This window comes from Streptomyces sp. TRD_SC_5, assembly GCF_056836825.1.
In genome coordinates this window covers 6,434,544-6,456,788 of record NZ_JBWZZS010000001.1, presented here as the reverse complement: position 1 = coordinate 6,456,788, position 22,245 = coordinate 6,434,544, and the positions used below count along the sequence as shown (strand labels likewise).

The 22,245-nt window shown below is 70.7% G+C and carries 22 protein-coding genes and 1 riboswitch; of the genes, 9 read left to right on the top strand and 13 right to left on the bottom strand.

Features of this window, described 5'->3' with window-relative positions; all coding sequences use genetic code 11:
* Nucleotides 1-124: 124 nt before the first annotated feature.
* Nucleotides 125-703 carry a hypothetical protein gene (locus AC1P0E_RS29535; RefSeq protein WP_482745155.1) on the bottom strand — a complete coding sequence of 193 codons (579 nt, stop codon included), beginning with the start codon at nt 701-703 and terminating at the stop codon, nt 125-127.
* Between the two features lie 24 nt (nt 704-727).
* On the bottom strand, nt 728-2,296 hold the full coding sequence (locus tag AC1P0E_RS29530; protein WP_482745154.1) for an APC family permease: 1,569 nt from the start codon (nt 2,294-2,296) through the stop codon (nt 728-730).
* Nucleotides 2,297-2,482: 186 nt separating this feature from the next.
* On the opposite strand from AC1P0E_RS29530, the gene AC1P0E_RS29525 reads away from it, so the two are divergent.
* Entirely contained in the window at nt 2,483-3,103 is a 621-nt protein-coding gene (locus AC1P0E_RS29525; protein WP_482745153.1) for a TetR/AcrR family transcriptional regulator, read from the top strand.
* Nucleotides 3,104-3,172: 69 nt separating this feature from the next.
* Here the strand turns inward: AC1P0E_RS29525 and AC1P0E_RS29520 are convergent, their stop codons facing one another.
* Complete coding sequence (locus AC1P0E_RS29520) at nt 3,173-3,913, bottom strand: SIMPL domain-containing protein (RefSeq protein WP_482745152.1); 741 nt, start codon at nt 3,911-3,913, stop codon at nt 3,173-3,175.
* Between the two features lie 128 nt (nt 3,914-4,041).
* On the opposite strand from AC1P0E_RS29520, the gene AC1P0E_RS29515 reads away from it, so the two are divergent.
* Nucleotides 4,042-4,956, top strand: a complete 915-nt coding sequence (locus AC1P0E_RS29515) for a carbohydrate kinase family protein (RefSeq protein ID WP_482745151.1) — start codon at nt 4,042-4,044, stop codon at nt 4,954-4,956.
* 18 nt (nt 4,957-4,974) lie between these two features.
* Here AC1P0E_RS29515 and AC1P0E_RS29510 read toward each other — a convergent pair whose 3' ends face one another.
* Complete coding sequence (locus tag AC1P0E_RS29510) at nt 4,975-5,976, bottom strand: DUF6745 domain-containing protein (protein ID WP_482745150.1); 1,002 nt, start codon at nt 5,974-5,976, stop codon at nt 4,975-4,977.
* A 104-nt stretch (nt 5,977-6,080) separates the two neighbouring features.
* Nucleotides 6,081-6,407 (bottom strand): hypothetical protein, encoded by a 327-nt coding sequence (locus AC1P0E_RS29505; RefSeq protein WP_482745149.1) that lies wholly within the window; start codon nt 6,405-6,407, stop codon nt 6,081-6,083.
* Nucleotides 6,408-6,581: 174 nt separating this feature from the next.
* Here AC1P0E_RS29505 and AC1P0E_RS29500 point away from each other — a divergent pair, with 174 nt between their 5' ends.
* The 6 genes from AC1P0E_RS29500 to AC1P0E_RS29475 are packed head-to-tail and all read left to right on the top strand — an operon-like array spanning nt 6,582 to nt 12,726.
* A complete protein-coding gene (locus tag AC1P0E_RS29500) occupies nt 6,582-7,532 on the top strand; it encodes an STM4015 family protein (protein ID WP_482745148.1) in 951 nt (316 codons plus the stop codon).
* A gap of 7 nt (nt 7,533-7,539) precedes the next feature.
* Nucleotides 7,540-8,511 carry an STM4015 family protein gene (locus AC1P0E_RS29495; protein WP_482745147.1) on the top strand — a complete coding sequence of 324 codons (972 nt, stop codon included), beginning with the start codon at nt 7,540-7,542 and terminating at the stop codon, nt 8,509-8,511.
* Nucleotides 8,492-9,646: an STM4014 family protein gene (locus tag AC1P0E_RS29490; protein WP_482745146.1), complete on the top strand. Its 1,155-nt coding sequence runs from the start codon at nt 8,492-8,494 to the stop codon at nt 9,644-9,646. The genes AC1P0E_RS29495 and AC1P0E_RS29490 overlap by 20 nt, the downstream gene beginning before the upstream one ends.
* 1 nt (nt 9,647) lies before the next feature.
* A complete protein-coding gene (locus tag AC1P0E_RS29485) occupies nt 9,648-10,460 on the top strand; it encodes an STM4013/SEN3800 family hydrolase (RefSeq protein WP_482745949.1) in 813 nt (270 codons plus the stop codon).
* Nucleotides 10,457-11,785 (top strand): STM4012 family radical SAM protein, encoded by a 1,329-nt coding sequence (locus tag AC1P0E_RS29480; RefSeq protein ID WP_482745145.1) that lies wholly within the window; start codon nt 10,457-10,459, stop codon nt 11,783-11,785. Before AC1P0E_RS29485 ends, AC1P0E_RS29480 begins: the two co-directional genes overlap by 4 nt.
* Before the next feature lie 8 nt (nt 11,786-11,793).
* Nucleotides 11,794-12,726 (top strand): STM4011 family radical SAM protein, encoded by a 933-nt coding sequence (locus AC1P0E_RS29475; protein ID WP_482745144.1) that lies wholly within the window; start codon nt 11,794-11,796, stop codon nt 12,724-12,726.
* On the opposite strand, the gene AC1P0E_RS29470 is transcribed toward AC1P0E_RS29475, so the two are convergent.
* Nucleotides 12,679-13,470 (bottom strand): SGNH/GDSL hydrolase family protein, encoded by a 792-nt coding sequence (locus AC1P0E_RS29470; RefSeq protein ID WP_482745143.1) that lies wholly within the window; start codon nt 13,468-13,470, stop codon nt 12,679-12,681. The genes AC1P0E_RS29475 and AC1P0E_RS29470 overlap by 48 nt on opposite strands.
* 219 nt (nt 13,471-13,689) lie before the next feature.
* Nucleotides 13,690-14,616: a M23 family metallopeptidase gene (locus AC1P0E_RS29465; RefSeq protein WP_482745142.1), complete on the bottom strand. Its 927-nt coding sequence runs from the start codon at nt 14,614-14,616 to the stop codon at nt 13,690-13,692.
* Between the two features lie 2 nt (nt 14,617-14,618).
* Nucleotides 14,619-14,791, bottom strand: a riboswitch (cyclic di-AMP (ydaO/yuaA leader).
* A 447-nt stretch (nt 14,792-15,238) separates the two neighbouring features.
* Here AC1P0E_RS29465 and AC1P0E_RS29460 point away from each other — a divergent pair.
* Nucleotides 15,239-16,063: a tyrosine-protein phosphatase gene (locus tag AC1P0E_RS29460; RefSeq protein ID WP_482745141.1), complete on the top strand. Its 825-nt coding sequence runs from the start codon at nt 15,239-15,241 to the stop codon at nt 16,061-16,063.
* Nucleotides 16,064-16,112: 49 nt separating this feature from the next.
* On the opposite strand, the gene AC1P0E_RS29455 is transcribed toward AC1P0E_RS29460, so the two are convergent.
* The 6 genes from AC1P0E_RS29455 to shc all read right to left on the bottom strand — a co-directional run bounded on the left by AC1P0E_RS29455 (nt 16,113) and on the right by shc (nt 22,205).
* Nucleotides 16,113-16,265 carry a DUF6126 family protein gene (locus AC1P0E_RS29455; RefSeq protein WP_482745140.1) on the bottom strand — a complete coding sequence of 51 codons (153 nt, stop codon included), beginning with the start codon at nt 16,263-16,265 and terminating at the stop codon, nt 16,113-16,115.
* 1 nt (nt 16,266) lies between these two features.
* Nucleotides 16,267-16,869, bottom strand: a complete 603-nt coding sequence (locus AC1P0E_RS29450; protein WP_482745139.1) for a helix-turn-helix domain-containing protein — start codon at nt 16,867-16,869, stop codon at nt 16,267-16,269.
* Between the two features lie 58 nt (nt 16,870-16,927).
* Nucleotides 16,928-18,325, bottom strand: a complete 1,398-nt coding sequence (locus AC1P0E_RS29445; RefSeq protein ID WP_482745138.1) for an aspartate aminotransferase family protein — start codon at nt 18,323-18,325, stop codon at nt 16,928-16,930.
* A gap of 123 nt (nt 18,326-18,448) precedes the next feature.
* Nucleotides 18,449-19,471, bottom strand: a complete 1,023-nt coding sequence (hpnH, locus tag AC1P0E_RS29440) for an adenosyl-hopene transferase HpnH (RefSeq protein ID WP_482745137.1) — start codon at nt 19,469-19,471, stop codon at nt 18,449-18,451.
* A gap of 5 nt (nt 19,472-19,476) precedes the next feature.
* Nucleotides 19,477-20,130, bottom strand: coding sequence for a phosphorylase family protein (locus AC1P0E_RS29435; protein WP_482745136.1), 654 nt, complete (start codon nt 20,128-20,130; stop codon nt 19,477-19,479).
* 26 nt (nt 20,131-20,156) lie between these two features.
* A complete protein-coding gene (shc, locus tag AC1P0E_RS29430; RefSeq protein ID WP_482745135.1) occupies nt 20,157-22,205 on the bottom strand; it encodes a squalene--hopene cyclase in 2,049 nt (682 codons plus the stop codon).
* Nucleotides 22,206-22,245: the final 40 nt, after the last annotated feature.

Genomic DNA, 22,245 nt, shown 5'->3' with positions numbered 1-22,245 from the left:
GGGGCAGCGCCCCAGCAACCCCCGGGCGCATTCAGCCCGTCCGGGCGTTTGAGGACCGGGGCCGGCCGAAGCGCCCTCACGCGGCGGAGCCAAGCCCCGCGGGGCCGTCCGTGGCGGGCATCGTTCAGACCGTGGTCCGCGCGGTCACCAACCGGTGGCCGCCCAGCACCACCGAAAGCTCCGCCAGGAACCGCGCCGACAGCGGCGGCCAGTTCCACAGGACCATCCCCAAGTGGGCCACCGCGACCGGCGGGTCGACGTTCCACGCGAGGAAGCCGGACCGCTCACCGCACCGCACACAGGCCCCGCTGCCCGGCCCCGTACCCCCGAACCAGGCGTACAGATCGTCGAGCAATGGGGCCCACGCGCGCGTCCACATATCGGGGCCGCGCTCGGCCGGCTCGGTCGTGGCGCCGCAGGCCGGGCAGGTGGCCGTCCAGAGATCCGCGCACACATACACGCGGCGTTCGATCTCCATGCCGACGCCGCACGCCCCGCCCACCGTCACCGCTTCCCCCTCGGTGACGGCACGCGCGGCGTGCGGCCCCGGCGCCCTGCCGAGCTCGTCGCCGAGCAGGCAGTTCGTCAGCTCGCCCCGGACGATGCCGCGGTGCTCCAGCCAGTCCATGACCCGGCCGGCGAGCACGGCGGCTTCCTCCGGCCTGGCCTCCAGGTCGGCCACCCATACGTACGCATCGCCCATGCGCCGCACGTTATCCCGTACGCCTCACCCCTTGGCGCGCCGCGTCTTCGCGCCCAGCGCGTAGAAGACCAGCCCGATCACCAGGAACAGCAGCAGCGGTACGACCTGGCTGAGCGTGTACTGGAGCCGTTCGCCCGCGAAGGCCTCGGGCAGCGAGGCCGCGGCCGTCCCCTCCGTACCGAACCAGCCCACGCCGAAGCCCGGCCAGATCAGTACGACCACGGTGAAGGCGACGAACCCGGTCGCGAGCGAGGTCACGAGCCACGCTCCGGCCCGGCCGCCCGGGACGGCGTACGGCCGCGTGACGTCCGGATACTTGCGGCGCAGCACGACAAGGCTCGGGAAGGTGATGACGTACGAGATGAAGGTGGTGCTGATCGTCAGGCCGAGGCCGGCCGCGAAGTACTTCTCACCGTCACCGCCGGAGAGGTTGAGTGCTACGACGAAGAGGAGGGACGCCAGGACGGCGGACAGCAGGTTCACCCGTACCGGCGTGCCGTGCTTCTCGGAGATCGCGCCGAGCCAGGCCGGGCCCGCCCCGTCCGCGCAGGCGACGGCCTGCGCCCGGTGGGCGCCCATGGCCCAGGTGACGCCGCTGGTCAGCAGCCCGATGATGAGACCGGCAGCGGCGATCCCGCCGAAGACGGAGCCCGCGCCGGTGAGGGTGACCGTACCGTCGGCGGCGATCGAGCCTCCGTAGACCGTGAAGACGGCCTTGCAGGCGTCGATGAAGCCGCCGAGGCTCCCGATGTCCTCGCTGGGGAGAACGAAGAGGATACCGAGGATGGGTCCGCCGTACAGGACGAGCGACGCGAGACCGGAGCGGAGGATCGACAGGGGGATGTCACGGCGCGGGTTCTGCATCTCCTCGGCGGCGGAGCTGGGGAGTTCGAAGCCGACGAAGTTGAAGATCAGGACGGGGACGAGGGCGACGAAGCCGACGTAGGTGGGGGCGAACTCGCCGGCCGGCAGGGTGTGCACCCCGTGTTCGGCGGCGAAGACGACGACGGAGACGAGGAAGAAGCCGAGCAGGACGATCCGGGCGATCGCACCGGCGATCGGCACCCACTTGCCGATTCGTACGGACTGTACGACGGCGAGCGCCCCGCCCCAGATGAAGACGAGTCCGGCGGCGTACTTCCAGCCGCCGGGCAGCGGGGTGAAGAACTCCTCCCAGGTGGTGAGGGCGATGATGCACAGGCTGCCGCCCACCCAGACGGGGTTGGAGATCCAGTAGAGGATCTGGTTGAGGCCGGCGGTGAGCCGCCCGAAGGCGAGCCGCGTCCAGACGTACGGGCCGCCCTGGACCGGGAACGCGGACCCGAGCTCGGCGACGAGCAGCCCGTACGGGAGGAAGAAGGCGACGGCGAGGATCGCCATCCAGGTCAGGCCCTGGGGTCCCTGCGCCGCCACCGAACCGATGGTGTCGAGGCCGACGAGCGTACATATGAGGAAGAAGAGGACATCGAGGCGGCGCAAGTCCTTGCGGAGCCTGCCGCGCTGTTCACCCCAGCCCTCGGAGAGGTCGGGCGACGCTCCGGCGGCGGGCGCGCCGGCTGTCGTTTCGGTCCGGGAGGGAGGTGCTTGGGTCACGGGGCTGACTCCTACGGCGGTACGGGGGACTGCGTACAGGCGCGGCACTTCGTACTTCACACTCCGCACTGACTGAATGGCCAGTCAGTAGAGGTGACTGTGGCCCGCGCCACAGCGCGCTGTCAAGGGCTCGTCAAAATCCGCGTGACCGGCCTGGTCAGGCGTCCCGTGTGTAGGGTTACCCGCGTGGCAAGAGTCCGGTTGAGCGTGGAGGAACGGCGCGAGGAAATGCTGCGCGCCGCGGTCGAGCAGATCGAGGCGCGGGGCGTGAGCGCCGTACGCATCGCCGATGTCGCGTCGGCCCTCTCCGTGAGCAACGCGCTGGTGCTCTACCACTTCTCGACCAAGGAGAAGCTCGTCGCGGCCGCCTTCGCGTACGCCGCCGAGGGCGATCTCGCCCAGCTGCGCAAGCTGCTCGGCCGTCGGACCAGCGCTGTCCGCAGGCTGCGCACCGCGATCCGCTGGTACGCGCCCACCGGGCAGGCCAAGGGGTGGAAGCTGTGGATCGAGAGCTGGGCGGCATCGCTGCGTGAGCCGGCACTGCGCGAGGTGGCCCGTGACCTCGACCAGCAGTGGAAGGCGGCGCTGGCCGACGTGATGGCCGAGGGTGCGCAAGCCGGTGAGTTCCGGTGCGAGGACCCCGCGTCCGCGGCCTGGCGGCTGACCGCCCTGCTGGACGGCCTCGCCGTTCAGATGACCTCGTACGCGGGGTCCTTGTCCCGTACCGCCATGCTGGAGTGGACGGACGACGCGCTCGCCCGCGAACTGGGCCTCGACCGCGCGGCACTGGCGGCGGCGACGCGCTGAAGCCCCGTCCGGTGCCGTCGGTTCAGTACGGCCAGTACGGCCAGTACGGGTCAGGGCAGCCGGTACGGGTCAGTCCAGTTCGTATACCGCGGTGACGCTGACCTCGTTCCTGACCTCACCGGGCGCCACAGGCACCTTCGCCTCGTCGAACGCCGTGCCGGGCACCTCCAGTGGGCGGTGCACGCCGCTGCCCGTCTCGGCGAGCGACACGAGCCGCCCCAGCTTGCGGCCGCTCAGCTGCGCGTACTGCTCGGCCTTCACCCGCGCGTCGGCGTGCGCGGCCTCGCGGGCCCTGGCACGCAGGGCGGCCGGGTCCGCCACGTCGAAGGTGACGCCGTTGATCCGGCCCGCGTCGCCCGCCGCAGCCGTCACGGCTTCGACGACGGCGCCGGTCCTGGCGATGTCGCGGATCTTGATGGTGAAGGACTGGCCGGCCTGATAGCCGGTCAGCTTGGAGGCGCGGTCGGTGTGCTGGTAGACGGCGTTCAGGGAAAGGCTCTCGGTCTGTACGTCGCGGTCGGCGACGCCCTGTTCGCGTACGGCGGCGAGCAGCGCGGTGGCGGCTGCGGTCTGGGCGGCCAGGGCCCGCTTCGCGGTGGGTTTGGTGGCCTCGACGGCGGCGGTGAGGACCGCCATGTCGGGGGCGGCCGAGGCTCTGCCCTCGCCGCCCACGGAGACGGTGCTTGTGTCGGCGGCGGGGGCGGTGGCCGCAGGGGCTGCCGCACGGGTTGCCCCGAAGGCGGGGGTGGCGCCGCCGATGAGCAGTCCGCCGGTGAGCACAGCAGCGGTGAGGGCCGTATGTACGGGCATGAAAGTGGTCCTTCCAGAGGCAGGAGGCCATCCCAGCACCGGGAGCCGCCGGACCGGTCGCGCCACTCCAGCCCTGTCACCTCTCCGTACCAGCCATACTGTGCGCAGCGGAGCTGGAAGGGGTTGCGGTGTCTGAACAGCAGTCTGAGCACGCGGCGTACGACGTCCTGGTCGTCGGCGGCAGCGGGGTGGACACGGTCGTCCGCGTCGACTCGCTGCCCGTACCGCTCGCCGACTCGTTCGGCGTGCCGCCCATCCGCGAGTGGCCGGGGCACACGGGCGGCAATGTCGCGCTGGGCTGCCGGGCTCTGGGACTCGAGGTGAAATTCCTCGACTTCATCGGCGACGACTGGGCCGGCGGCCAGGTCAGGGAGCGGCTCGCCAAGGGCGGTGTCGACTTCGAGCCGCTGATCTCACCGACGGGCACCCGACGAGCGGTGAACCTCGTCGACAGTGCCACGGGCCGCCGGATGTCCTTCTACGACGCCCGCGACCCCGGCGATCTGCGGATGCCCCGCGACTTCTACCTCCCCCAAGTGCGGCGGGCCGGGCATGTCCACCTGTCCATCATGAACTTCGCCCGGCACCTGCTCGACGACATCGAGGAACTGGGCGTTCCCGTCTCGACCGATCTGCACGACTGGGACGGACTCGCCGATCACCACAGGGAGTTCGCTCTCCGCTCCGACCTGGTGTTCCTCAGCGCGGCGGGCGCGGGCGAGCGAATCGCCGCCGTGATGCGCGACATCCTGCGCGAGGGCCGCGCCGAGGCCGTGGTGGCAACGGCGGGCGCGGGCGGCTCGTACCTGCTGACGCGGGACGGCAGCCGCACCCCGCGCCCCGTCCCGGCGACCGTGCCGCCCGGCCCGGTGGTGGACTCCAACGGCGCCGGGGACGCGTACGTCAGCGGATTCCTGTACGGGCGCCTCACCGGCCGGGACCTGGAGGAGTGCGCCCGCCTGGGCGCGCGGGCGGGTGCCCACGCCTGCACGACGGAAGGCAACACGGACCTGATCGGACCGGGCGACCTCCTCTCCTCCTAGAGCGCGCGTACGGCCTTCTCAGGTCTGCCGCACCGGTTCATACGCCTCCTGGCCGAGCCCGAACGTCCAGGCCACTCCTTCCTTCGCGGTCTTCGTCGTGGGCGGCACGCGCAGCCAGTACGTACGGTGTGTGCCGTCCGGCTCCGGGGTGGAGTTGACCACCTCGACCATCACCACGTCCTCGTCGCCCTGCAGGGCTATGCGCCACAGGACGCCGGTCTCGTCGCGGTGCACCGGCTCGGCGTCGGACTCGCTGAGATAGCGGTCGTAGCCGTAGTGCTCCAGCATCACGCGGCGCAGCTCGGCGTTCTCCTCGGCGCGGATGCGAGCGGGCGTCAACAACGACAGCTCGTCCAGAAACGCCGCGGGTACGGGCATACCGCGCCAGGCGTACAGCGCGAAGCCGTCGGGGAAGGCGAGGGCGGGGCCGTCGCCCCGGTCGAGCCGCCCGGCTTCGTCGCGGTGGAGCTCCACCGGCCGTTCACTGATCACCACGGCGTTCTCGTACGGCCACCACCAGCCGGCGTGCCTGGCGACCTGCGCCAGCCCCGCGAGCCGTTCGCCCCGACCGTCGAACGCCGCGAGCCAGGCGGCGTCGTGCTGGCCGAGCACCGCGTCGAGCAGCACCAGTCGCACATCGGACTCGTCCTCCGGCCGCTCCGCCAGCTCGGCGACGACACCCGTGCGTATCCGTTCGGCCAGCTCGCGGGTGGTGTCCCACAACTGGGCGCCGGTGGCGGACCACAACGCCGCCCAGCCCGCCGGGCCCAACTCGTCGTGCAGCCGCCTCCGTTCCTCCGCCCACGGCCCGGTACGCACGTCGTCGCGCACCGACCGTCCCACACCGGAGAGCCGTTCGACGGTCTCGACCGCCTCCTTGGGCGAGGCGGCCCAGACGATCCGCTCCGGCTCCGCGAGGCCCGCCGTGCGGTAGGCGACCCGCACGCCCTCCTCCGCGGCCGCGCGGTCCGCCGCACCGGTCGCCGCCGCGACGGTCCGCCAAGTGTTCACATGCTGCATCGAATTCCCTGTCCCCTGATCCCTGACCCTGGTCCCTGATCCTGATCCCTGACTCTGATCACCGGCCCCGTCGTTCCGTGGGGCATGGTTCCCGCGCCGGGCGGTCAGTCCGCGACGATCCGGACCGAACCCGGTACGTACTCCCGCTGGCGCACCACCCGGTACCAGCCCTTGGGCAGCGGTATCGCCGCGTGCTCCTCGTGCACGACCCGCCCGCCCTCAGGGAGATGGAGCAGCATCGGATCGAAGGGGCCTGCCTCCCGCAGCAGCCTTCCCGGGCCCTGCACCGCGTGTGCGTGCCCCGTGACTTCACCCAGCGCCAGCACCAACCGGCCCCTGGCGTCCCGCCGTTCACCGGAGGCCTCCGCCAGCCGCTCCGGCACCGCCGACTCGTCCAACGGCATGATCAGTACGTCCCCTTGCCGGTACATGGCTGTCTCCCCTCCCGGGCCGCACACCGTGTGCCGGCCACGTGGAAAACGCTACGGCCAGGGTCTGACAATCGCTCCTGACCTGCGAAGACCAACCCGCTCGCGGGATTGTCAGTCCCGCTTGATAAACCTTTCGCACGTCAGTAGCTCGCACAGCGTCAGGAGACCAGGGCCATGTCCGGTGTGGACCATCTGCAGGAACTGCTCGGCCTCCCGGCCGTCGACTTTCGTCCCGACTCCCCCACGCCGCTGCCGACCGCGGGCTCCGTGGCATGGCGCATCTCCGTGAACCCGTACGAGGACGAAGACGGGACATGGGAGGAAAGTTTCGGGGAGTTCCTCAAGGCCGTCGATCCCTCGGGGGTACGAGCGCTGATCATCGGCCAGTGGGGCGAGTGCTACGACGCGAATTCGAGCTACCCCATCAACCTCGTCATCGCCGCGGCCGACAGGCTCACCTCCCTGGAGGCCCTGTTCATCGGTGACCTGACCCAGGAGCAGGCCGAGATCTCCTGGATCGAGCAGTCCAACGTCACGGGGCTGCTCAGCGCTTTCCCCCGCCTGCTGGAATTCGGCGTACGCGGCGGTCAGGACCTCCGCTTCCCGCCGGTACGGCACGAGCGGCTGCGCTCGCTCGTCTTCGAATCCGGGGGCCTGCCCGCGGCGGTCGTGCGGGGCATCACCGAAAGCGAACTGCCCTCCCTGGACCACCTGGACCTGTGGCTCGGCGTCTCCGAGTACGGCGGCGACACGGAGGTCGCCGACCTCGCGCCGTTGCTCTCCGGCGCCCTCTTCCCCGGACTGCGTCACCTCGGCCTGCGCAACAGTGAGATCCAGAACGAGATCGCAGCGGCTGTGGCGTCGGCCCCCGTCGTGGCCCGGCTGGACACCCTCGACCTGTCGAACGGCACCCTCGGTGACGAGGGAGCAGCCGCGCTGCTCGAAGGACAGCCGCTCACCCACCTCGAACGCCTCGACCTGAGCCACCACTTCCTCTCCGAGGAGATGGAGCAACGGGTGGCCGAGTCCCTGGAGCCGCACGGCGTGGACGTCGACCTGTCGGACCGCCTGGAGCCGTGGGACAACGGCGGCGCCGAAGGCCGCTACACCGCGGTCGCGGAGTGACCCGGCCGTGACCGACATCGAACACCCCGAGACCTTCAACGGGCTTCCCGTCTTCACACTGCCCCAGCCCGGTGACCCGCCTGCCCTGCCTCTTCCGCCCGCCGGCTCCGTGGCCTGGCGCCTGGACTGTCTGTGGGACGAGGACGAGCCGTTCACCGAGCTGTGGCCGCGCTTCCTCGACTCCGTCGACTCCACGCAGGTGAGGGCGCTGCTGATCGGCCCCTGGTGGCAGGACGATTACGAGCATCTGCGACCCGTTCTTGACCGGGCTCTCGCGGACGCCGATCGTTTTCCCGCGCTGCGCGGCCTCTTCCTCGCCGACGTCATCAGTGAGGAGTGCGAGGTGTCCTGGCTGGAGATGACCGACATCACGCCGTGCCTCGAAGCGTTCCCCCGGCTCGAAGAGCTGATCGTGCGCGGCTGCGGCGAATCGCTCTCCGATACGGACGTGCTCTCCCTGCGGCCCGTGCGCCACGACGCGCTGAGGGTGCTGCGCTTCGAATCCGGCGGCCTGCCCGGCTCCGTCGTCCGCGCCGTGGCCGCCTCCAGCCTGCCCGCCCTGGAGCGCTTGGAGCTGTGGCTGGGTGTCACGCATTACGGAGGGGATGCGACGGTCGCGGACCTCTCGCCCCTGCTGTCGGGCGGCGCGCTTCCGCGCCTGCGCCACCTGGGTGTGCAGAACAGCGAGATCCAGGACGAGATCGCGGCAGCGGTGGCCGCCGCACCCGTCGTCGCCCAGCTGGACTCGCTCGCCCTGTCGATGGGCACCCTCAGCGACACCGGCGCGCAGGCCCTGCTCGACGGCCAGCCGCTCACTCACCTGAGCGAACTGGACCTGCACCACCACTACATCACCGAGTCCATCCAGCAGCGCATACGCAAGACGCTCGAACCGCACGGCGTGCGGCTGGACCTCGACGGGCCCGACTACTGGGACCCCGAGGACGACGAACCCCGCTATGTCGCCGTCGACGAGTAGGGCGATCGGCGCGGGGCCGCGCTTCGCGGTCGTCGGCAACCCCGCCAACCGTCGCGTCGCCCTGTTCCAGGACGCCGTGGCCGCCGCCGGGCTCCCCGCCGCGCGGGTTGTCCCCTGGCTGGAGGTTCTCGGCGGCCGGGCCTCGTTCCGGCCCGGCGAGACCGTACGGATCGACTCGCCCGGCGAGGACCCCGAGGTCGAGCGCCTGCTGCGGGGCGTGGGCGACGGCACTCGCGTGGAGGGATCGGCCCGCTGGTACGAGCGGTTCACGGCGGCCGTACGGGAAGTGGGCCGGGCAGCCACTGGCTGCACCCTGCTCGACGACCCCGACGAGTTGGCCGTGCTGTTCGACAAGCGGCTGTGCCACGCCGTGCTGCACGACGCGGGCATTCCCGTGCCCTCTTCGCCCACCTCCGGGGCAACAGCACCTGTCGTACGCGGCTGGGCGGACGTACGGGACCTTCTGCGCGCGCACCGTATGCCACGTGCCTTCGTCAAGCCGGCGCACGGCTCGTCGGCCTCCGGCGTACTGGCCGTGGAAGCCCACGGCTCCGGCCGCGTACGGGCCACCACATCAGTGGAACGCGACCCGCAGGGCCGGCTGTTCAACTCCCTGCGGGTACGCCGCTGTACGACCGAGGGCGAGGTGGCGGCGATCGTGGACGCGCTCGCCCCGGACGGGCTCCACATCGAACGCTGGCTGCCCAAGGCCGCGCAGCGGGGCCGCGCCGCCGACCTGCGGGTCGTCGTGATGGGCGGCCGGGCGACGCACGCCGTCGTACGCACCAGCCGCTCCCCCATGACCAACCTCCATCTGGGCGGTGAGCGAGGCGACCTCGACGAGGTCCGCGCCGCCATCGCTTCGGCGGGCGGCAGCTGGGACGAGGCCATGGAGGTGTGCGAGCGAGCCGCCGCCTGCTTCCCCCGGACGCTCTGCGTCGGCGTCGACCTGCTGCCCGCCGTCGGCTGGCGCCGCTTCGCCGTCTGCGAGGTCAACGCCTTCGGCGACCTGCTGCCGCGCCTCACCGGCCTGCCGGGCAGCGGCTTCGAGGGCCTGGACACCTACGCGGCGCAGGTCGCCGCAGCACATCGCGCCGTACAGCGCACGACAAGGAACCACCATGCGACCACCTGACATGAACGAGATCGTCGGCAGCCACGACCTGCTGCTCGTCACCCTGGACACCCTGCGCCACGATGTAGCGGCCGAACTCGCCGCCGCGGGCCGCCTGCCGAACCTGGCCCGGCACCTGCCCGGCGGCGTATGGGAGAAGCGACACGCCCCCGGCAGCTTCACCTACGCCTCGCACCAGGCGATCTTCGCGGGCTTCCTGCCCACGCCCGCCGCCCCCGGGCCCCACCCCCGGCTCTTCGCCGCGCGCTTCGCCGGCAGCGAGACCACGGCCGAGCGCACCTTCGTCTTCGACGCGCCCGATCTCGTCTCCGGTCTCGCGGACGCCGGCTACCACACCGTGTGCATCGGCGGCGTCGGCTTCTTCAACCGGCGGGGCCCGCTCGGCTCGGTACTGCCCGGCATGTTCCAGGAGAGCCACTGGGAGCCGGAGTTCGGCGTGGCCTCGCCCACCTCCTTCGAGGCGCAGGTCACCCGGGCCGAGCAGGTCGTCGCCGCCCTCCCGGCCGGCCAACGGCTGTTCCTGTTCGTCAACGTCTCCGCCCTGCACCAGCCCAACTGGTTCCACCTCCCCGGCGCCACCCACGCGGCCGGTGACTCGCGCGCCACCCACGCGGCCGCTCTGGAGTACGTCGACGAGCACATCGGCCGCCTGTTCGCCGCCGCGAGCAGCCGCCGCCCCTGCTTCGCGATCGTCTGCTCCGACCACGGCACCGCGTACGGCGACGACGGCTACACCGGTCACCGCCTCGGCCACGATTCCGTCTGGACCGTCCCCTACGCCCACTTCACTCTCGACCAAGGGGCCACCCGATGAGCACCACGCCGCCGCGCCCCTACCAGAGTTACGTCTACGCCTACCCGCACAAGACGGCGTACCGCGAGCTGGGGAGCCGCCCCGCGCTCCGTGACCTCTGGTCGGCGGAGCCCAGGAACGCCCTCTCCCTCTACCTCCACATACCGTTCTGCGAGGTCCGCTGCGGCTTCTGCAATCTCTTCACCCGGATCGGCGCCCCGGACGAGCTGACCGGCCGGTACCTCGACGCGCTCGACCGCCAGGCCAGCGCCGTCCGCGAAGCCCTGGGCGACGACGGAGTCGGATTCGCCGCCGCGGCCTTCGGCGGCGGCACCCCCACCTTCCTCGACGCCGGCGAGCTGGAAAGGCTCTGCGACATCGCGGAGAAGCGGATGGGCGCGGACCTCGGCGCCGTACCCCTGTCCGTCGAGGCATCCCCGGCCACCGCCACCCCCGACCGTCTCGCCGTGCTCGCCGCCCGCGGCACGACCCGGCTCAGCCTCGGCGTCCAGAGCTTCGTCGACTCCGAGGCCCGCGCGGCCGTGCGCCCCCAGCGCCGCGCCGACGTCGAGACGGCCCTCGCCGCCGTCCGCGACGCCCGCATCCCCACCCTCAACATCGACCTCATCTACGGCATCGAGGGCCAGACCCCCGACACCTGGCGCACCTCGCTCGACGCGGCGCTCGCCTGGCGGCCCGAGGAGCTCTACCTCTATCCCCTGTACATACGCCCGCTCACGGGCCTCGGCCGCATCGGCGCGGAGGCCGACGCCGCGTGGGACACCCAGCGGCTGCGCCTCTACCGCCAGGGCAGGGACCATCTGCTCGCCCACGGCTACGAGCAGGTCTCGATGCGGATGTTCCGCCGCACGGACGCGCCGAAGCAGGAGGCCGACGACTACGCCTGCCAGACCGACAGCATGATCGGCCTCGGCTGCGGAGCCCGTTCGTACACCTCCGCGCTCCACTACTCCTTCGACTACGCCGTGGACATGCGCGAGGTCCGCAAAATCATCGACGCCTACACGACCACCGAGGACTTCTCCCGTGCGGAGACCGGCTGGTACGCAGACGCCGACGAGGCCCGCCGCCGTCATCTGCTCCAGTCGCTCCTCCAGGCCGATGGCATGCCACTGGCCGGCTACCGCGAACGGTTCGGAACGGACCCGGCCGACGACTTCCCCGCCGAGCTCGACCGCTTCGCCGCCCTCGGCTGGCTCGACGACAGCGCCCCGAAGGCTCTGCTGCGCCTCTCCCCCGAAGGCCTCGCGCACTCCGACGCGATCGGTCCCGAGCTCTTCTCCGACTCCGTACGGGCCGCCATGGCCGCGTACGAACCGAAGTGAGCCCGGTCATGGACCCGACGAGCCCGACGGACCTGACGATCCTCTACCGCGGCCCGCTCGCCTCCTGCGACTACGACTGTCCGTACTGCCCGTTCGCCAAACGGCGCGACAGCCCTGAGCAGTTGCGCGCCGACCGAGCCGCGCTGGAGCGCTTCACCGCGTGGGCCGCCGCGCAGACGAGCGACCGCCTCTCGGTGCTCTTCACGCCCTGGGGCGAGGGCCTGGTCCGCTCCTGGTACCGCCGCGCCCTCACCGAGCTGTCCCGGCTGCCGCACATCCGGCGCGTCGCCATCCAGACGAACCTGAGCTGCCGCACCGACTGGCTCACCGAAGCCGGCGCCGACCTCGGCACGCTCGCGCTGTGGTGTACGTACCACCCAGGTCAGACACCGTACGACCGCTTCCTCGCCAAGTGCCGCGAACTGACCGCCCGCGGCGTGCGGTTCAGCGTCGGCGTCGTCGGCTTCCCGGAGCACCTCGAAGAAGCACGAAGGCTACGCGCCGCGCTCCCCTCCGAGGTCTACCTGTGGATCAACGCGGCAGAGGGCCGCACCTATACGGACGAGGAAGCCGGCCGGTGGACGGCCCTGGACCCCCTCTTCCCGTACAGCCGCCACCCGCACCGTTCCGCCGGCCTCCCGTGCCGGACCGGCGAATCGGTGATCTCGGTGGACGGCGAAGGCACGGTGCGCCGCTGCCACTTCGTACCCGCCGAACTCGGCAACCTCTACGACGGTTCGTACCGCCGGGCACTGCGCCCGCGCGCCTGCCCGCTCGCCGCCTGCGACTGCCACATCGGCTACGTCCACCTGGAGACGCTGCCGCTGTACGACGTGTTCGCGGGCGGCATCCTGGAGCGCATACCCCGCACGCCCCGCGTTCCCGTCCCCCTCTCACAAGGGCAGCAGATCGGGCCTCTTCGCCTCGATGTGATCACCTGACGACTCCCCACGCAGCCGCCGCCCGATCCACGGCACCAGATACTCGCGCGCCCACTGGATGTTGTCCCGGCGCATCTCCAGCGAGCCGCGCGGCGCCATCGGCGGCCACGCCTGGTCCGGATCGGCCGGTACACCGAGCCCGAGCACCTGTGCGGCGCGCAGCGCGACCCGGGTATGGCCCTCGGGCGAGAGGTGGAGCCGGTCGCCGTCCCAGGCGCGCCTGTCCTGGACGGACTTGAGCGACCACAGGTCGAGCACCGGGCAGTCGTACCGGTCGGCGACCGCCCGTACGTGAGCGGTGTACGTCGCGATCTTGCCCCGCAGATGGCGCAGTACGGGAATGCCGCGCGTGTCGAAGCCGGTGGTCACCATGACGGTGCCCACCGCGTTGGTGAGGTCCGCGACGGCCCGCTCGAAGCGCTCGGCGACGTCGTCGGGGTCGCTGCCGGGCCGGAGGATGTCGTTGCCGCCGGCGCAGAAGCTCACCAGATCGGGGGCCAGTTCCTTCGCGCGCGGGAGTTGCTCGGCCACGATCTGGTCGAGGAGGCGGCCGCGTACGGCGAGGTTGGCGTAGCGGAACGTGTGCTCGGGGACGCGGTCGTCGAGGAGTACGGCGAGCCGGTCGGCCCAGCCGATGAACGCACCGTCGGGTCCGGGATCTCCGACGCCTTCGGTGAAGCTGTCGCCGATCGCCGCGTACGACCCGATGGTGCCTGTACTGAATGATCTCGAATCGTCTGCCACGTCGGCACATCCTTCACTGGAGCGAGTGACCTACGCCACCGTAGGGAGGGGTTGACGCGGCGTGACATATGACACCGGTCAAGATTCACCCAATCCGGAATAGACCCGAAACGCACGTACGCCCCCTTTTGCCGCCGGGCGTGGCAGCAAAAGGGGGCGTACGGGAGCGTCGTTCAGGACGGACCAGACGGACCAGGCGGACCTGACCGACCAGACGGATCAGACAGTGACGCCGTGGCCGCGCAGGTAGGCCAGCGGGTCGACGTCCGAGCCGTAGCTCGGGCCGGTGCGGATTTCGAAGTGCAGGTGCGGGCCGGTGGAGTTGCCCGTGCTGCCGGAGAGGCCTATCTGGGTGCCGCCGCCGACGCTCTGGCCGGAGGAGACGGACAGCGAGGACAGGTGGGCGTACTGCGAGTACCGGCCGTCGTCGTGCTTGATGACGACCTCGTTGCCGTACGACCCGCTCCAGCCCGCGGAGACGACGGTGCCGGAGCCGACCGCCTTGACCGGGGTACCGCTGGACGCGGAGAAGTCGACGCCCGTGTGGTAGCCGCTGGACCAGCTGCCGCCGGCGGCGCGGTACGGGGTGGTGACGCCCGCGGAGACCGGGGCGGTGAAGCCGGATCCGGTGCTCTGCGCGGCGGCGGGGGCGGGCTTCTCGACCTCGGCCTTGACCTCGGCCTTGGGCTCGGCCTTCGGGGCGGCGGGCGCGGGCGCCTTGGCCGCCGGCTGCGCCGGCTTCGCGGGTGCGGCCTTCGCGGGCGCCGCCGCCTTCGCGCCGATGGTCAGCTTCATGCCGGGCAGGATCAGCGAGGGGTTGCCGCCGACAACCTCACGGTTGTCGTCGTACAGCTTCTGCCAGCCGCCGCGCACGTCCTGCTCGTCGGCGATCTTGGACAGGTAGTCGCCGGCGACCACGGCGTAGGTCTTGGTGCTGGTCTTCTTCTTGGGCGTCGCCTTCTTGGCAACGTCCGAAGCGGCGGCCTGGCCGGCGGACGCGGCAGCCGGGGCCGCCTTCTCCGCGGCGTTCGCGCCGGTGGCGGCGATGAGGGGAAGTGCGAGTACTGCCCCGCCCGTTCCGGCGGCGGCGAATCCGCGCGTGAGCGAGTTGGACCTCGGGCGGCGGTGCTTACCCTTTGCGGGCATGGAACATTCCTCTCCGGCGCCTACGAGGTGAGCTGTCGGGTTCGGGCTGGAGATGCCCGGCCGCGCTGTTGCGCGACTTAACCCCAAAGCCGGTCCGGACGTGGAACATCCGGATGACCGGCGTACTTACCTGGGTCCCCCGCTCCTGCCACGCGTGAGTGAGTGTGGGTGCGGATTCCGGGAGGTGGCAGGATTCGGCGGTCCACCCGGATTGACGGTGACCGTAAGCCGACGCGGCTCCCCCGTACAAGCCAGTCCATTCACTCCGCCGTCGCCCCACAAGAATTCATGACGCAATTCCCGTCACCCTCTGTGGATTACGGATCTTTGGGCCCCGCCTGTGAACTGGTATTTACCCACGGCGCTTCGCCACGCACCGTCACGAATATGATCCTGCTCACCAGCGGTCTCACCATTTCCCGTACCTACAAGGGGAGTTAGCAGGACATAGTCCGTTTCACCCGAACAATCACTTACGCCCCATCCTGTAGCGGTAAGAGCAGGCGACTCCACGACAGGCCGCGCCGGGTCGGCCGAGATGGTTGCCCAACGAACCCATGTCGTATCGTCGAAACGCGCCGAAGTCGGCGAGCAGCGCCGACGGCAGACTTCAGGAGCCCACGTGACACAGCAGCTGCCGCAGGTCCCGTCGACAGAGCCCGAGCAGGAGCCCGAGCTTGCCGCCGTGCGCAACTTCCGTGATGTGGGCGGCCTGCCGACGGTGGACGGGCGGCGGGTACGGCACGGAGTCCTCTTCCGCAGCGGTCACCTGGCGCACGCCACCGCCGCCGACGCGGCGTTCCTGGGTTCGCTGGGCCTCCACACGATCTTCGACTTCCGCAACGAGGCGGACCAGCAACTGGAAGGCCCGGACATCGAGCTGCCGGGGGTGCGCAATGTCAACCTGCCATTGACGGACCCGGCCGACGGCGCCGTGTTCTGGAAGATGGTCCGCGACGGGAACCTCGACGAGCTGCGCGAGATCCTCTCGGACGGCAAGGCCGCGGACCGGATGTCGGCGACGTACCGCGTGATCATCAAGGAGCGTACGGCCGAGCACAGCCAGGTGCTGCACGCTCTCGCCGAGGAAGCCGTCCCCGCGCTCATGCACTGCGCGGCGGGCAAGGACCGGGCGGGCCTGTCCATAGCGGTGGCCCTGCTGGCGGTCGGCGTGGAGCGCGAGGCCATCGAGGCCGACTACCTGAAGTCGAACGACCCGCACCGCCGCTACAAGGTGCGCCGCAGCGACAACTCGTCGGCCGGGATGTCACCCGAGGTCATGGAGCTGCTCAGCCCGCTTTTCGAGGCCCGCGCGGAGTATCTGAACGCCGCCTTCGAGACGATCGAGGAGATCTGGGGCACCACCGACCGCTACCTCGCGGAGGGGCTGGGCATCACTCCGGAGACCCGGGAGCGGCTGCGGACGCGCCTGCTCGACAAGAGCTGATCACATCGAGTACCGGTGTCGGCCGCGAGTACCGGCGTCGGCCGCAAGATCAGCGCTGGCCGCCGAGCGTGAAGAGCAGGTAGACGAAGGCCGCGAAGAGGTGGCCCGCGACGACGTACACGAAGACGCGGACCGCCAGGCCCCTGGGGATCTTGTCCTCCGCGAAGCGGCGAACGGTGGTCTTCTCTTCGGGCTGCGGCATGTCAGGTCTCCTGGGGCAGGCACAGGCCGCCGGTGGCGCTCTGCAGCAAGGTGGGAACGAACAGCAGGTCGGCCCCGGCCGGGCCGGCGGCCGCGATGCGGTGCGGGGTCAGCGAGTCGAAATGCGCGCTGCCCCCGGCATCGAGGCGGTGGACGCTCTCGCCGAGCACCAGTCGCAGCCGCCCCGACAGGACGTACAGCCACTCCTCGCCCGGATGGACGCGCACCAGGTCCCCTTGAGCGCCGTAGGGGACATGCACCCGCAGCGCCTGCATGGCGCGCCCCGAGCCGCCCGCCCGGTGGTACGTCCAGCCGTCGGCCTCCCGTGCCTCGCTCTCGTCCGCGCGCAGTACGGCGTCCCGGTCGCCCGGGGTCTCGCCGAGGAGCGCGGACACCGTCGTACCGTAGACACGGGCCAGCGCGAGCAGCATCGGCAGCGACGGCCGGCGCTGTCCCGTCTCCAGGCGGGACAGGTGCGCGGGCGAGAGCCCGGCGCGGCGGGCGGCCGCCTCCAGCGTGAGGCCGCTGTGCCGGCGCAGGTCGCGCAGTCGCGGGGCGACCGGGGGCAGCGCTCCTGCGGGCGGCTCTTCGGGGCGGGATGTCATGCCGCCATTGGGCCAGAGGGATTGCCCGTGAGGCAAGTAATTTGCCTCTGAGGCAAAATCACCGGTTGGCGACCGCCTGCTTCACCAGTGTTTTGCCGAAGTCCCACATCAGACCGCCGCCGCTGTGCGCGTCGTCCATCACGGCAGTGAAAGCGCCGACGAACCGGTCCACCTCCCTCTCGCCCACGATCAGCGGCGGAATCAGCTTGATCACTTCGAGGTGATCGCCGGAGACCTGCGTGAGAATCCGGTGCTTCTGGAGCAGCGGTACGACGACCATCTGCGCGAAGAGACCCTTGCGGGCGGCCTGGAGCATGGTCCAGCGGCTGCGCAGCTTCAGGGAGCTGGGCCGGCCGAACTCGATGCCGATCATGAGCCCGCGCCCGCGTACGTCGTGCAGCAGCTCGTAGCGGCCGATGAGCGCGGCCAGCCGTTCGCGCAGCAGGTCGCCGGAGCGCCGGGCGTTCGCGACGATCTCCTGGTCCTCCATCACCGCGAGAACGGCGAGGCCCGCCGCCATCGCCTGCGCGTTGGAGCCGAAGCTGGCCGAGTGCACCAGCACCCGGTCCATCGACGAATAGACACGCTTGAAGATCCAGTCCTTGCCCAGGGTCGCGCCGATCGGAACGTAGCCGCCCGAGAGCGCCTTCGCGACGCACAGCAGATCGGGTTCGACGCCCTCCTCGTGCTGGTAGGCGTAGAAGTCCCCGGTCCTGCCCAGGCCCGTCTGCACCTCGTCGGCGATCAGCAGTGCTTTGTGGCGGTGCAGGAGCTCCTGGGCGGCGCGCAGGAACCCGGGCGGGGATTCGTGCACACCCTTTCCCTGGATCGGCTCGACGACGAAGCCGGCCACGTCGCCCTTCCTCAGCTCCCGCTCCAGGGCGTCCAGGTCGCCGAGCCCGATCGCGGTGTCGGGCAGCAGCGGCGCGAAGCCGTCACGGAAACCCGCCTCGCCGTTCACCGACAGCGAGCCCGTGGTCAGGCCGTGGAAGGCGTGGGCGCAGTACAGGATCCTGGGCTTGCCCGTCGCGTACCTGGCGAACTTCAGCGCGGTCTCGACGGCCTCCGTGCCGCTGTTGCCGAAGAACACCCGGTCCAGGTGCGGACTGTGGCTGAGCAGCTTCTCGGCGAGCAGCCCCGGCAGCGGCTGGCAGTCGAAGCGTGTCAGGTCGGCGAGCGAGGCGTCCAGGACATCGTGCAGCGCCTTGCGTACGACGGGATGGTGCCGGCCGAGACCCATCACGCCGAAGCCGGCGAGCATGTCCAGGTAGTCGTTGCCTTCCGCGTCCCAGAAGTAGGCGCCCTCGGCCCGCTCGTAGACCTTGTCGAAGCCGAGGGTGCGCAGCATGCGGGGCAGCTGGTGGTTCAGGTGTCTGGCATGCAGTTCGTAACGCTCGGTCCCGCGTTCGGCGAGGAGCTTCGCCAGGTCGAACCCCTTCGGCGCGACATCCGTCATTGCGCGGTCTCCTTAGCGTTCCCGAGTGGGGCGGCCCCGGCTTCCCCGGCCGCCGGCCCGAGGCCGATGGTCACTCCCGTCGACGGGTGAACCCGCTCTCGCGGGCCCGCCCGTCCCGTCACATCACCCGTGGTTCCCCGAGACCGTCTCGCGGACCGCGCGCAGGGACTCCTTGAGCGAGCCCATGGTCGCGAGGACGGCCGTGGGCTCGTAGCCGCAGTGCGCCATGCAGTTGGCGCACCTCGGGTCCTTGCCCCGTCCGTACTTGCTCCAGTCGGTGTCCTCGATGAGCTCCCGGTACGTCGCCACGTATCCGTCGCTCATCAGGTAGCAGGGCCGCTGCCACCCGAACAGCGTGTAGTTGGGGATCGCCCACGCCGTGCACGGGAAGTCCGCCTTGCCCTCCAGGAAGTCCAGGAAGAGCGGCGAGTGGTTGAGCCGCCAGCGTCGCCGGTTGCCACCCGCGAACGTCTTCTTGAACAGCTCGCGGGTCTGCTCGACGCCGAGGAAGTGCTCCTGGTCGGGAGCCTTCTCGTACGCGTAGGCGGGCGAGATCATCATCTCGTCCACCTCCAGGTCGTCATTGAGGTAATTGAGCACTTCGATGATCGTCTGGGGGGTGTCGGTGTTGAAGAAGGTGGAGTTGGTGGTGACCCGGAAGCCGCGCTTCTTGGCCTCCTTGATCGCTTCCACCGCTTCGTCGAACACGCCTTCCTTCGCCACCGATTCGTCGTGGCGCTCCCGCAGCCCGTCGATGTGCACGGCGAAGGCGAAGAACGGGGAAGGGGTGAACTTCTCGATCTTCTTGCGCAGCAGCATCGCGTTGGTGCAGAGGAACACGTACTTCTTCTTCGCCACCAACTGCCGCACGATCTCGTCGATCTGAGGATGCATCAGCGGCTCGCCGCCCGCGATGGAGACCATCGGAGCGCCGGACTCGAGTACCGCGCCCACGGCCTGCGCCACGGGCATGCGCTGCTTCAGGACACCGGCGGGGTGCTGGATCTTGCCGCAGCCCTCGCAAGCGAGGTTGCAGGCGTAAAGAGGTTCGAGCTCGACGATGAGCGGGAACTTCTCACGCTTGCGGAGCTTTTGTTCAACGAGGTACGTCCCGACCCTGATGGTCTGACGGAGCGGCATGGCCATCTAGCTCACCTCCTGGGGAGCAGCAAAGAACGGTGCCATTCAAAAAAGGCAGGCATAACTGCGCGGAGAACACGAAAGGCCGATATTCCACCGCGAAGCGTGCCAATGCGTACGAGCTCATGCTCCGGAGCGTCCACGACCACCCGAACGGCCGCAATCGGACGCGGTCCGGCGCGCAGCGCGCTCCAGAGCGTCGCGGCGGATTCCATGTCCACCGCGATGGCCCCGGTGGCCCGCAGCTCGGCCCGCTCGGGTCCGCGTACGACATGGTCGGAGCCGGTCAGCGGGCCGGTGTGTACGGCGCGCCCCGGCACCGCCCTGGCCAGCGCCTTCGCCAGCAGTTCGACGCCCGTGCAGGCCGTGCTGCCGTGGGGGCCGCGGGTCTCGTCGGCGACGATCAGGTCCCCGGGGTGCATCCCCGGTGCGAGCCCGGCGCAGAAGCCGGAGGCGATGACGGCGGTGTCCCCGGCCGGCCCGCCGGCGACGAGCGCGCGAGTGACGGCGGCCTCCGCCGCCTTGGGCCCCATGCCCGTACGCAGTACGGTCACGGGCCCCGGAGCCTCCCTGCGGTGGCCGCTGCGCAGCGCGAACTGCTCGATGCCGAGCGCGCAGGCGATCAGCAGCGGCGCGGGCCGCGAGGGCTCCGGGATCCCGCTCATGGGGGCCATCGGGTCCGTCGGGCCCATCAGGCCCCTTCCCGGGTGCCCAGGCCCGGGAAGGTGGGCTCCCCGTGCACGTACCGTCCGAGGGCGGTGAGCGGGAAGACCTGCCGGTAGAGGTTGTAGTTGATGGAGAAGTCCCACGGGAATCCGGTGCCCGTGAAGTACGGCTCGTCCCAGGAGCCGTCCTCCCGCTGGGTCTCGGCGAGCCAGGTGACGGCCCGCTCGACGGACTTGGCCTCCTGCTCCCCCGCCGCGAGCAGGGCGAGCAGCGCCCAGCCGGTCTGGGACGCGGTCGAGGCGCCGCGCCCGGCCCAGCCGGCCTCGTGGTACGAGCGCAGGTCCTCGCCCCAGCCGCCGTCGTCGTTCTGGACGGACTCCAGCCAGTCGACGGCGCGGCGGATCGCGGGGTGGGAAACGGGCAGCCCGGCCGCGGTCAGCGCCGGTACGACCGACCCTGTTCCGTATACGTAGTTGACGCCCCAGCGTCCGAACCAGGCGCCGTTCGCCTCCTGTTCGGCGAGCAGCCACTCGATGCCGCGCCGGGTGCGCGGGTCGTGCGCCTTGCCCTCGACGGCCAGCATCTCCACCACGTGGGCGGTGACGTCGGCGGACGGCGGGTCGATGACCTCGCCGAAGTCGCAGAAGGGCAGCCGGTTGGGGAAGGGGCTGGTGTTGTCGGCGTCGAAGGCGGCCCAGGCGCCGTTCTTGGACTGCATGCCGAGGTTCCAGCGGACGGCGCGGTCCACGGTCGCCTCTATCCGCGCGCGGTCCGGGTGCGCGACGCGCCGCAGCGCCAGGACGACCTCGGCGGTGTCGTCGATGTCCGGGTAGTTGTCGTTGTGGAACTCGAACGCCCAGCCGCCCGGCTCCAGTCCGGGCCGGCGTACGGCCCAGTCTCCGGGCCGCAGGATCTGCTCCCGCATCATCCAGTCGGCGGCCTTGACGAGGGCCGGGTCGTCGGGCCGTACCCCCGCGTCGGCAAGCGCGATGGTGGCGAGGCAGGTGTCCCAGACCGGCGACTGACAGGCCTCGATCATCCGGGCGCCGTCGTCGCGCCACACCGTGAACCGGTCGAGCGACTCCAGGCCGGCCCGCATCACCGGATGATCCAGGTCGTACCCGAGCAGGTGGAGCGCGATCAGGGAGTACACGGCGGGCGGCTGGATTCCGCCCCAGCAGCCGTCGTTCTCCTGCCGCTCGACGATCCAGCGCGCCGCGCTCTTCATCGCGGCGCCGCGCAGCCTGGCCGGCGCGAGCTTGCGATAGACGTGCAGGGCCTTGTCGAGCCGCTGGAAGGCGCCCTCCCAACTGGTGGGCGTGGCAAGGCGCTTGCGCGGGTTGGGCACCCGCGGGTTGGTGTGCAGCTCGTCGAGCGCGAACGGGGCGGGACGCACCGGCCGCTTCGCCGAGACGACGGTCAGCGGCACGATGGTCTGCCGGGCCCAGCAGCCGAAGTCGTAGATGTTCAGCGGGAACCACGACGGAAGGAAGATCAGCTCGGGGGGCAGCTCGGGCAGATCGTCCCACTTCCACCAGCCGAACAGCGCCAGCCAGATGCGGGTGAAGACGCGGCTCGCGGCGATGCCGCCGCGCGCCCTGATCCAGGCGGCGGCGCGCTCCATGTGCGGATCGTCCGGCCGGTCCCCGGCCAGTCGCAGGGCGACGTACGCCTCGATGGTGGTGGAAAGGTCGCCGGGACCGCCGTAGAAGGTGGCCCAGGTACCGTCGTCACGCTGCTCGCCGCGAATGAAGAGCGCGGCGGCCCCGACCGTCTTCTCGTCCTGGATGCCGAGGAACTGACGGAGCAGCAGATCCTCGGCGTCCATGGTCACATTGGTCTCGAGGTCGCCTTTCCACCAGCCCTGGTCGTCCTGCTGTGCGAGCAGGTGCTCGACGGCGCGGTCCGTGGCCCGCCGCGCCGCGTCCAGGACATCGGCGGTGACCGGACTGTCGTCGCTGATGTCTGTATCGGTGTGATTGTTATTGGTGTGGGTGTTGTTGTCGGCAAATTCGCTGGCCGCGGCTGCGCGGGGCTTCATGGCCCCGGGGCTTCCGTCGGTCGTCGCTGTCATGGCTTCCCCTTCGTGGCAGTTGGTCATCTGCTGTGCTGGG

Bases quoted from the DNA above. Each gene is read 5' to 3' on its own strand.
- AC1P0E_RS29535 (WP_482745155.1), bottom strand. From the start codon at position 703: ATGGGCGATGCGTACGTATGGGTGGCCGACCTGGAGGCCAGGCCGGAG.
- AC1P0E_RS29520 (WP_482745152.1), bottom strand. From the start codon at position 3,913: ATGCCCGTACATACGGCCCTCACCGCTGCTGTGCTCACCGGCGGACTG.
- AC1P0E_RS29510 (WP_482745150.1), bottom strand. From the start codon at position 5,976: ATGCAGCATGTGAACACTTGGCGGACCGTCGCGGCGGCGACCGGTGCG.
- AC1P0E_RS29505 (WP_482745149.1), bottom strand. From the start codon at position 6,407: ATGTACCGGCAAGGGGACGTACTGATCATGCCGTTGGACGAGTCGGCG.
- AC1P0E_RS29500 (WP_482745148.1), top strand. From the start codon at position 6,582: ATGTCCGGTGTGGACCATCTGCAGGAACTGCTCGGCCTCCCGGCCGTC.
- AC1P0E_RS29490 (WP_482745146.1), top strand. From the start codon at position 8,492: ATGTCGCCGTCGACGAGTAGGGCGATCGGCGCGGGGCCGCGCTTCGCG.
- AC1P0E_RS29485 (WP_482745949.1), top strand. From the start codon at position 9,648: ATGAACGAGATCGTCGGCAGCCACGACCTGCTGCTCGTCACCCTGGAC.
- AC1P0E_RS29480 (WP_482745145.1), top strand. From the start codon at position 10,457: ATGAGCACCACGCCGCCGCGCCCCTACCAGAGTTACGTCTACGCCTAC.
- AC1P0E_RS29475 (WP_482745144.1), top strand. From the start codon at position 11,794: ATGGACCCGACGAGCCCGACGGACCTGACGATCCTCTACCGCGGCCCG.
- AC1P0E_RS29465 (WP_482745142.1), bottom strand. From the start codon at position 14,616: ATGCCCGCAAAGGGTAAGCACCGCCGCCCGAGGTCCAACTCGCTCACG.
- AC1P0E_RS29455 (WP_482745140.1), bottom strand. From the start codon at position 16,265: ATGCCGCAGCCCGAAGAGAAGACCACCGTTCGCCGCTTCGCGGAGGAC.
- AC1P0E_RS29450 (WP_482745139.1), bottom strand. From the start codon at position 16,869: ATGACATCCCGCCCCGAAGAGCCGCCCGCAGGAGCGCTGCCCCCGGTC.
- AC1P0E_RS29445 (WP_482745138.1), bottom strand. From the start codon at position 18,325: ATGACGGATGTCGCGCCGAAGGGGTTCGACCTGGCGAAGCTCCTCGCC.
- hpnH (WP_482745137.1), bottom strand. From the start codon at position 19,471: ATGGCCATGCCGCTCCGTCAGACCATCAGGGTCGGGACGTACCTCGTT.
- AC1P0E_RS29435 (WP_482745136.1), bottom strand. From the start codon at position 20,130: ATGAGCGGGATCCCGGAGCCCTCGCGGCCCGCGCCGCTGCTGATCGCC.
- shc (WP_482745135.1), bottom strand. From the start codon at position 22,205: ATGACAGCGACGACCGACGGAAGCCCCGGGGCCATGAAGCCCCGCGCA.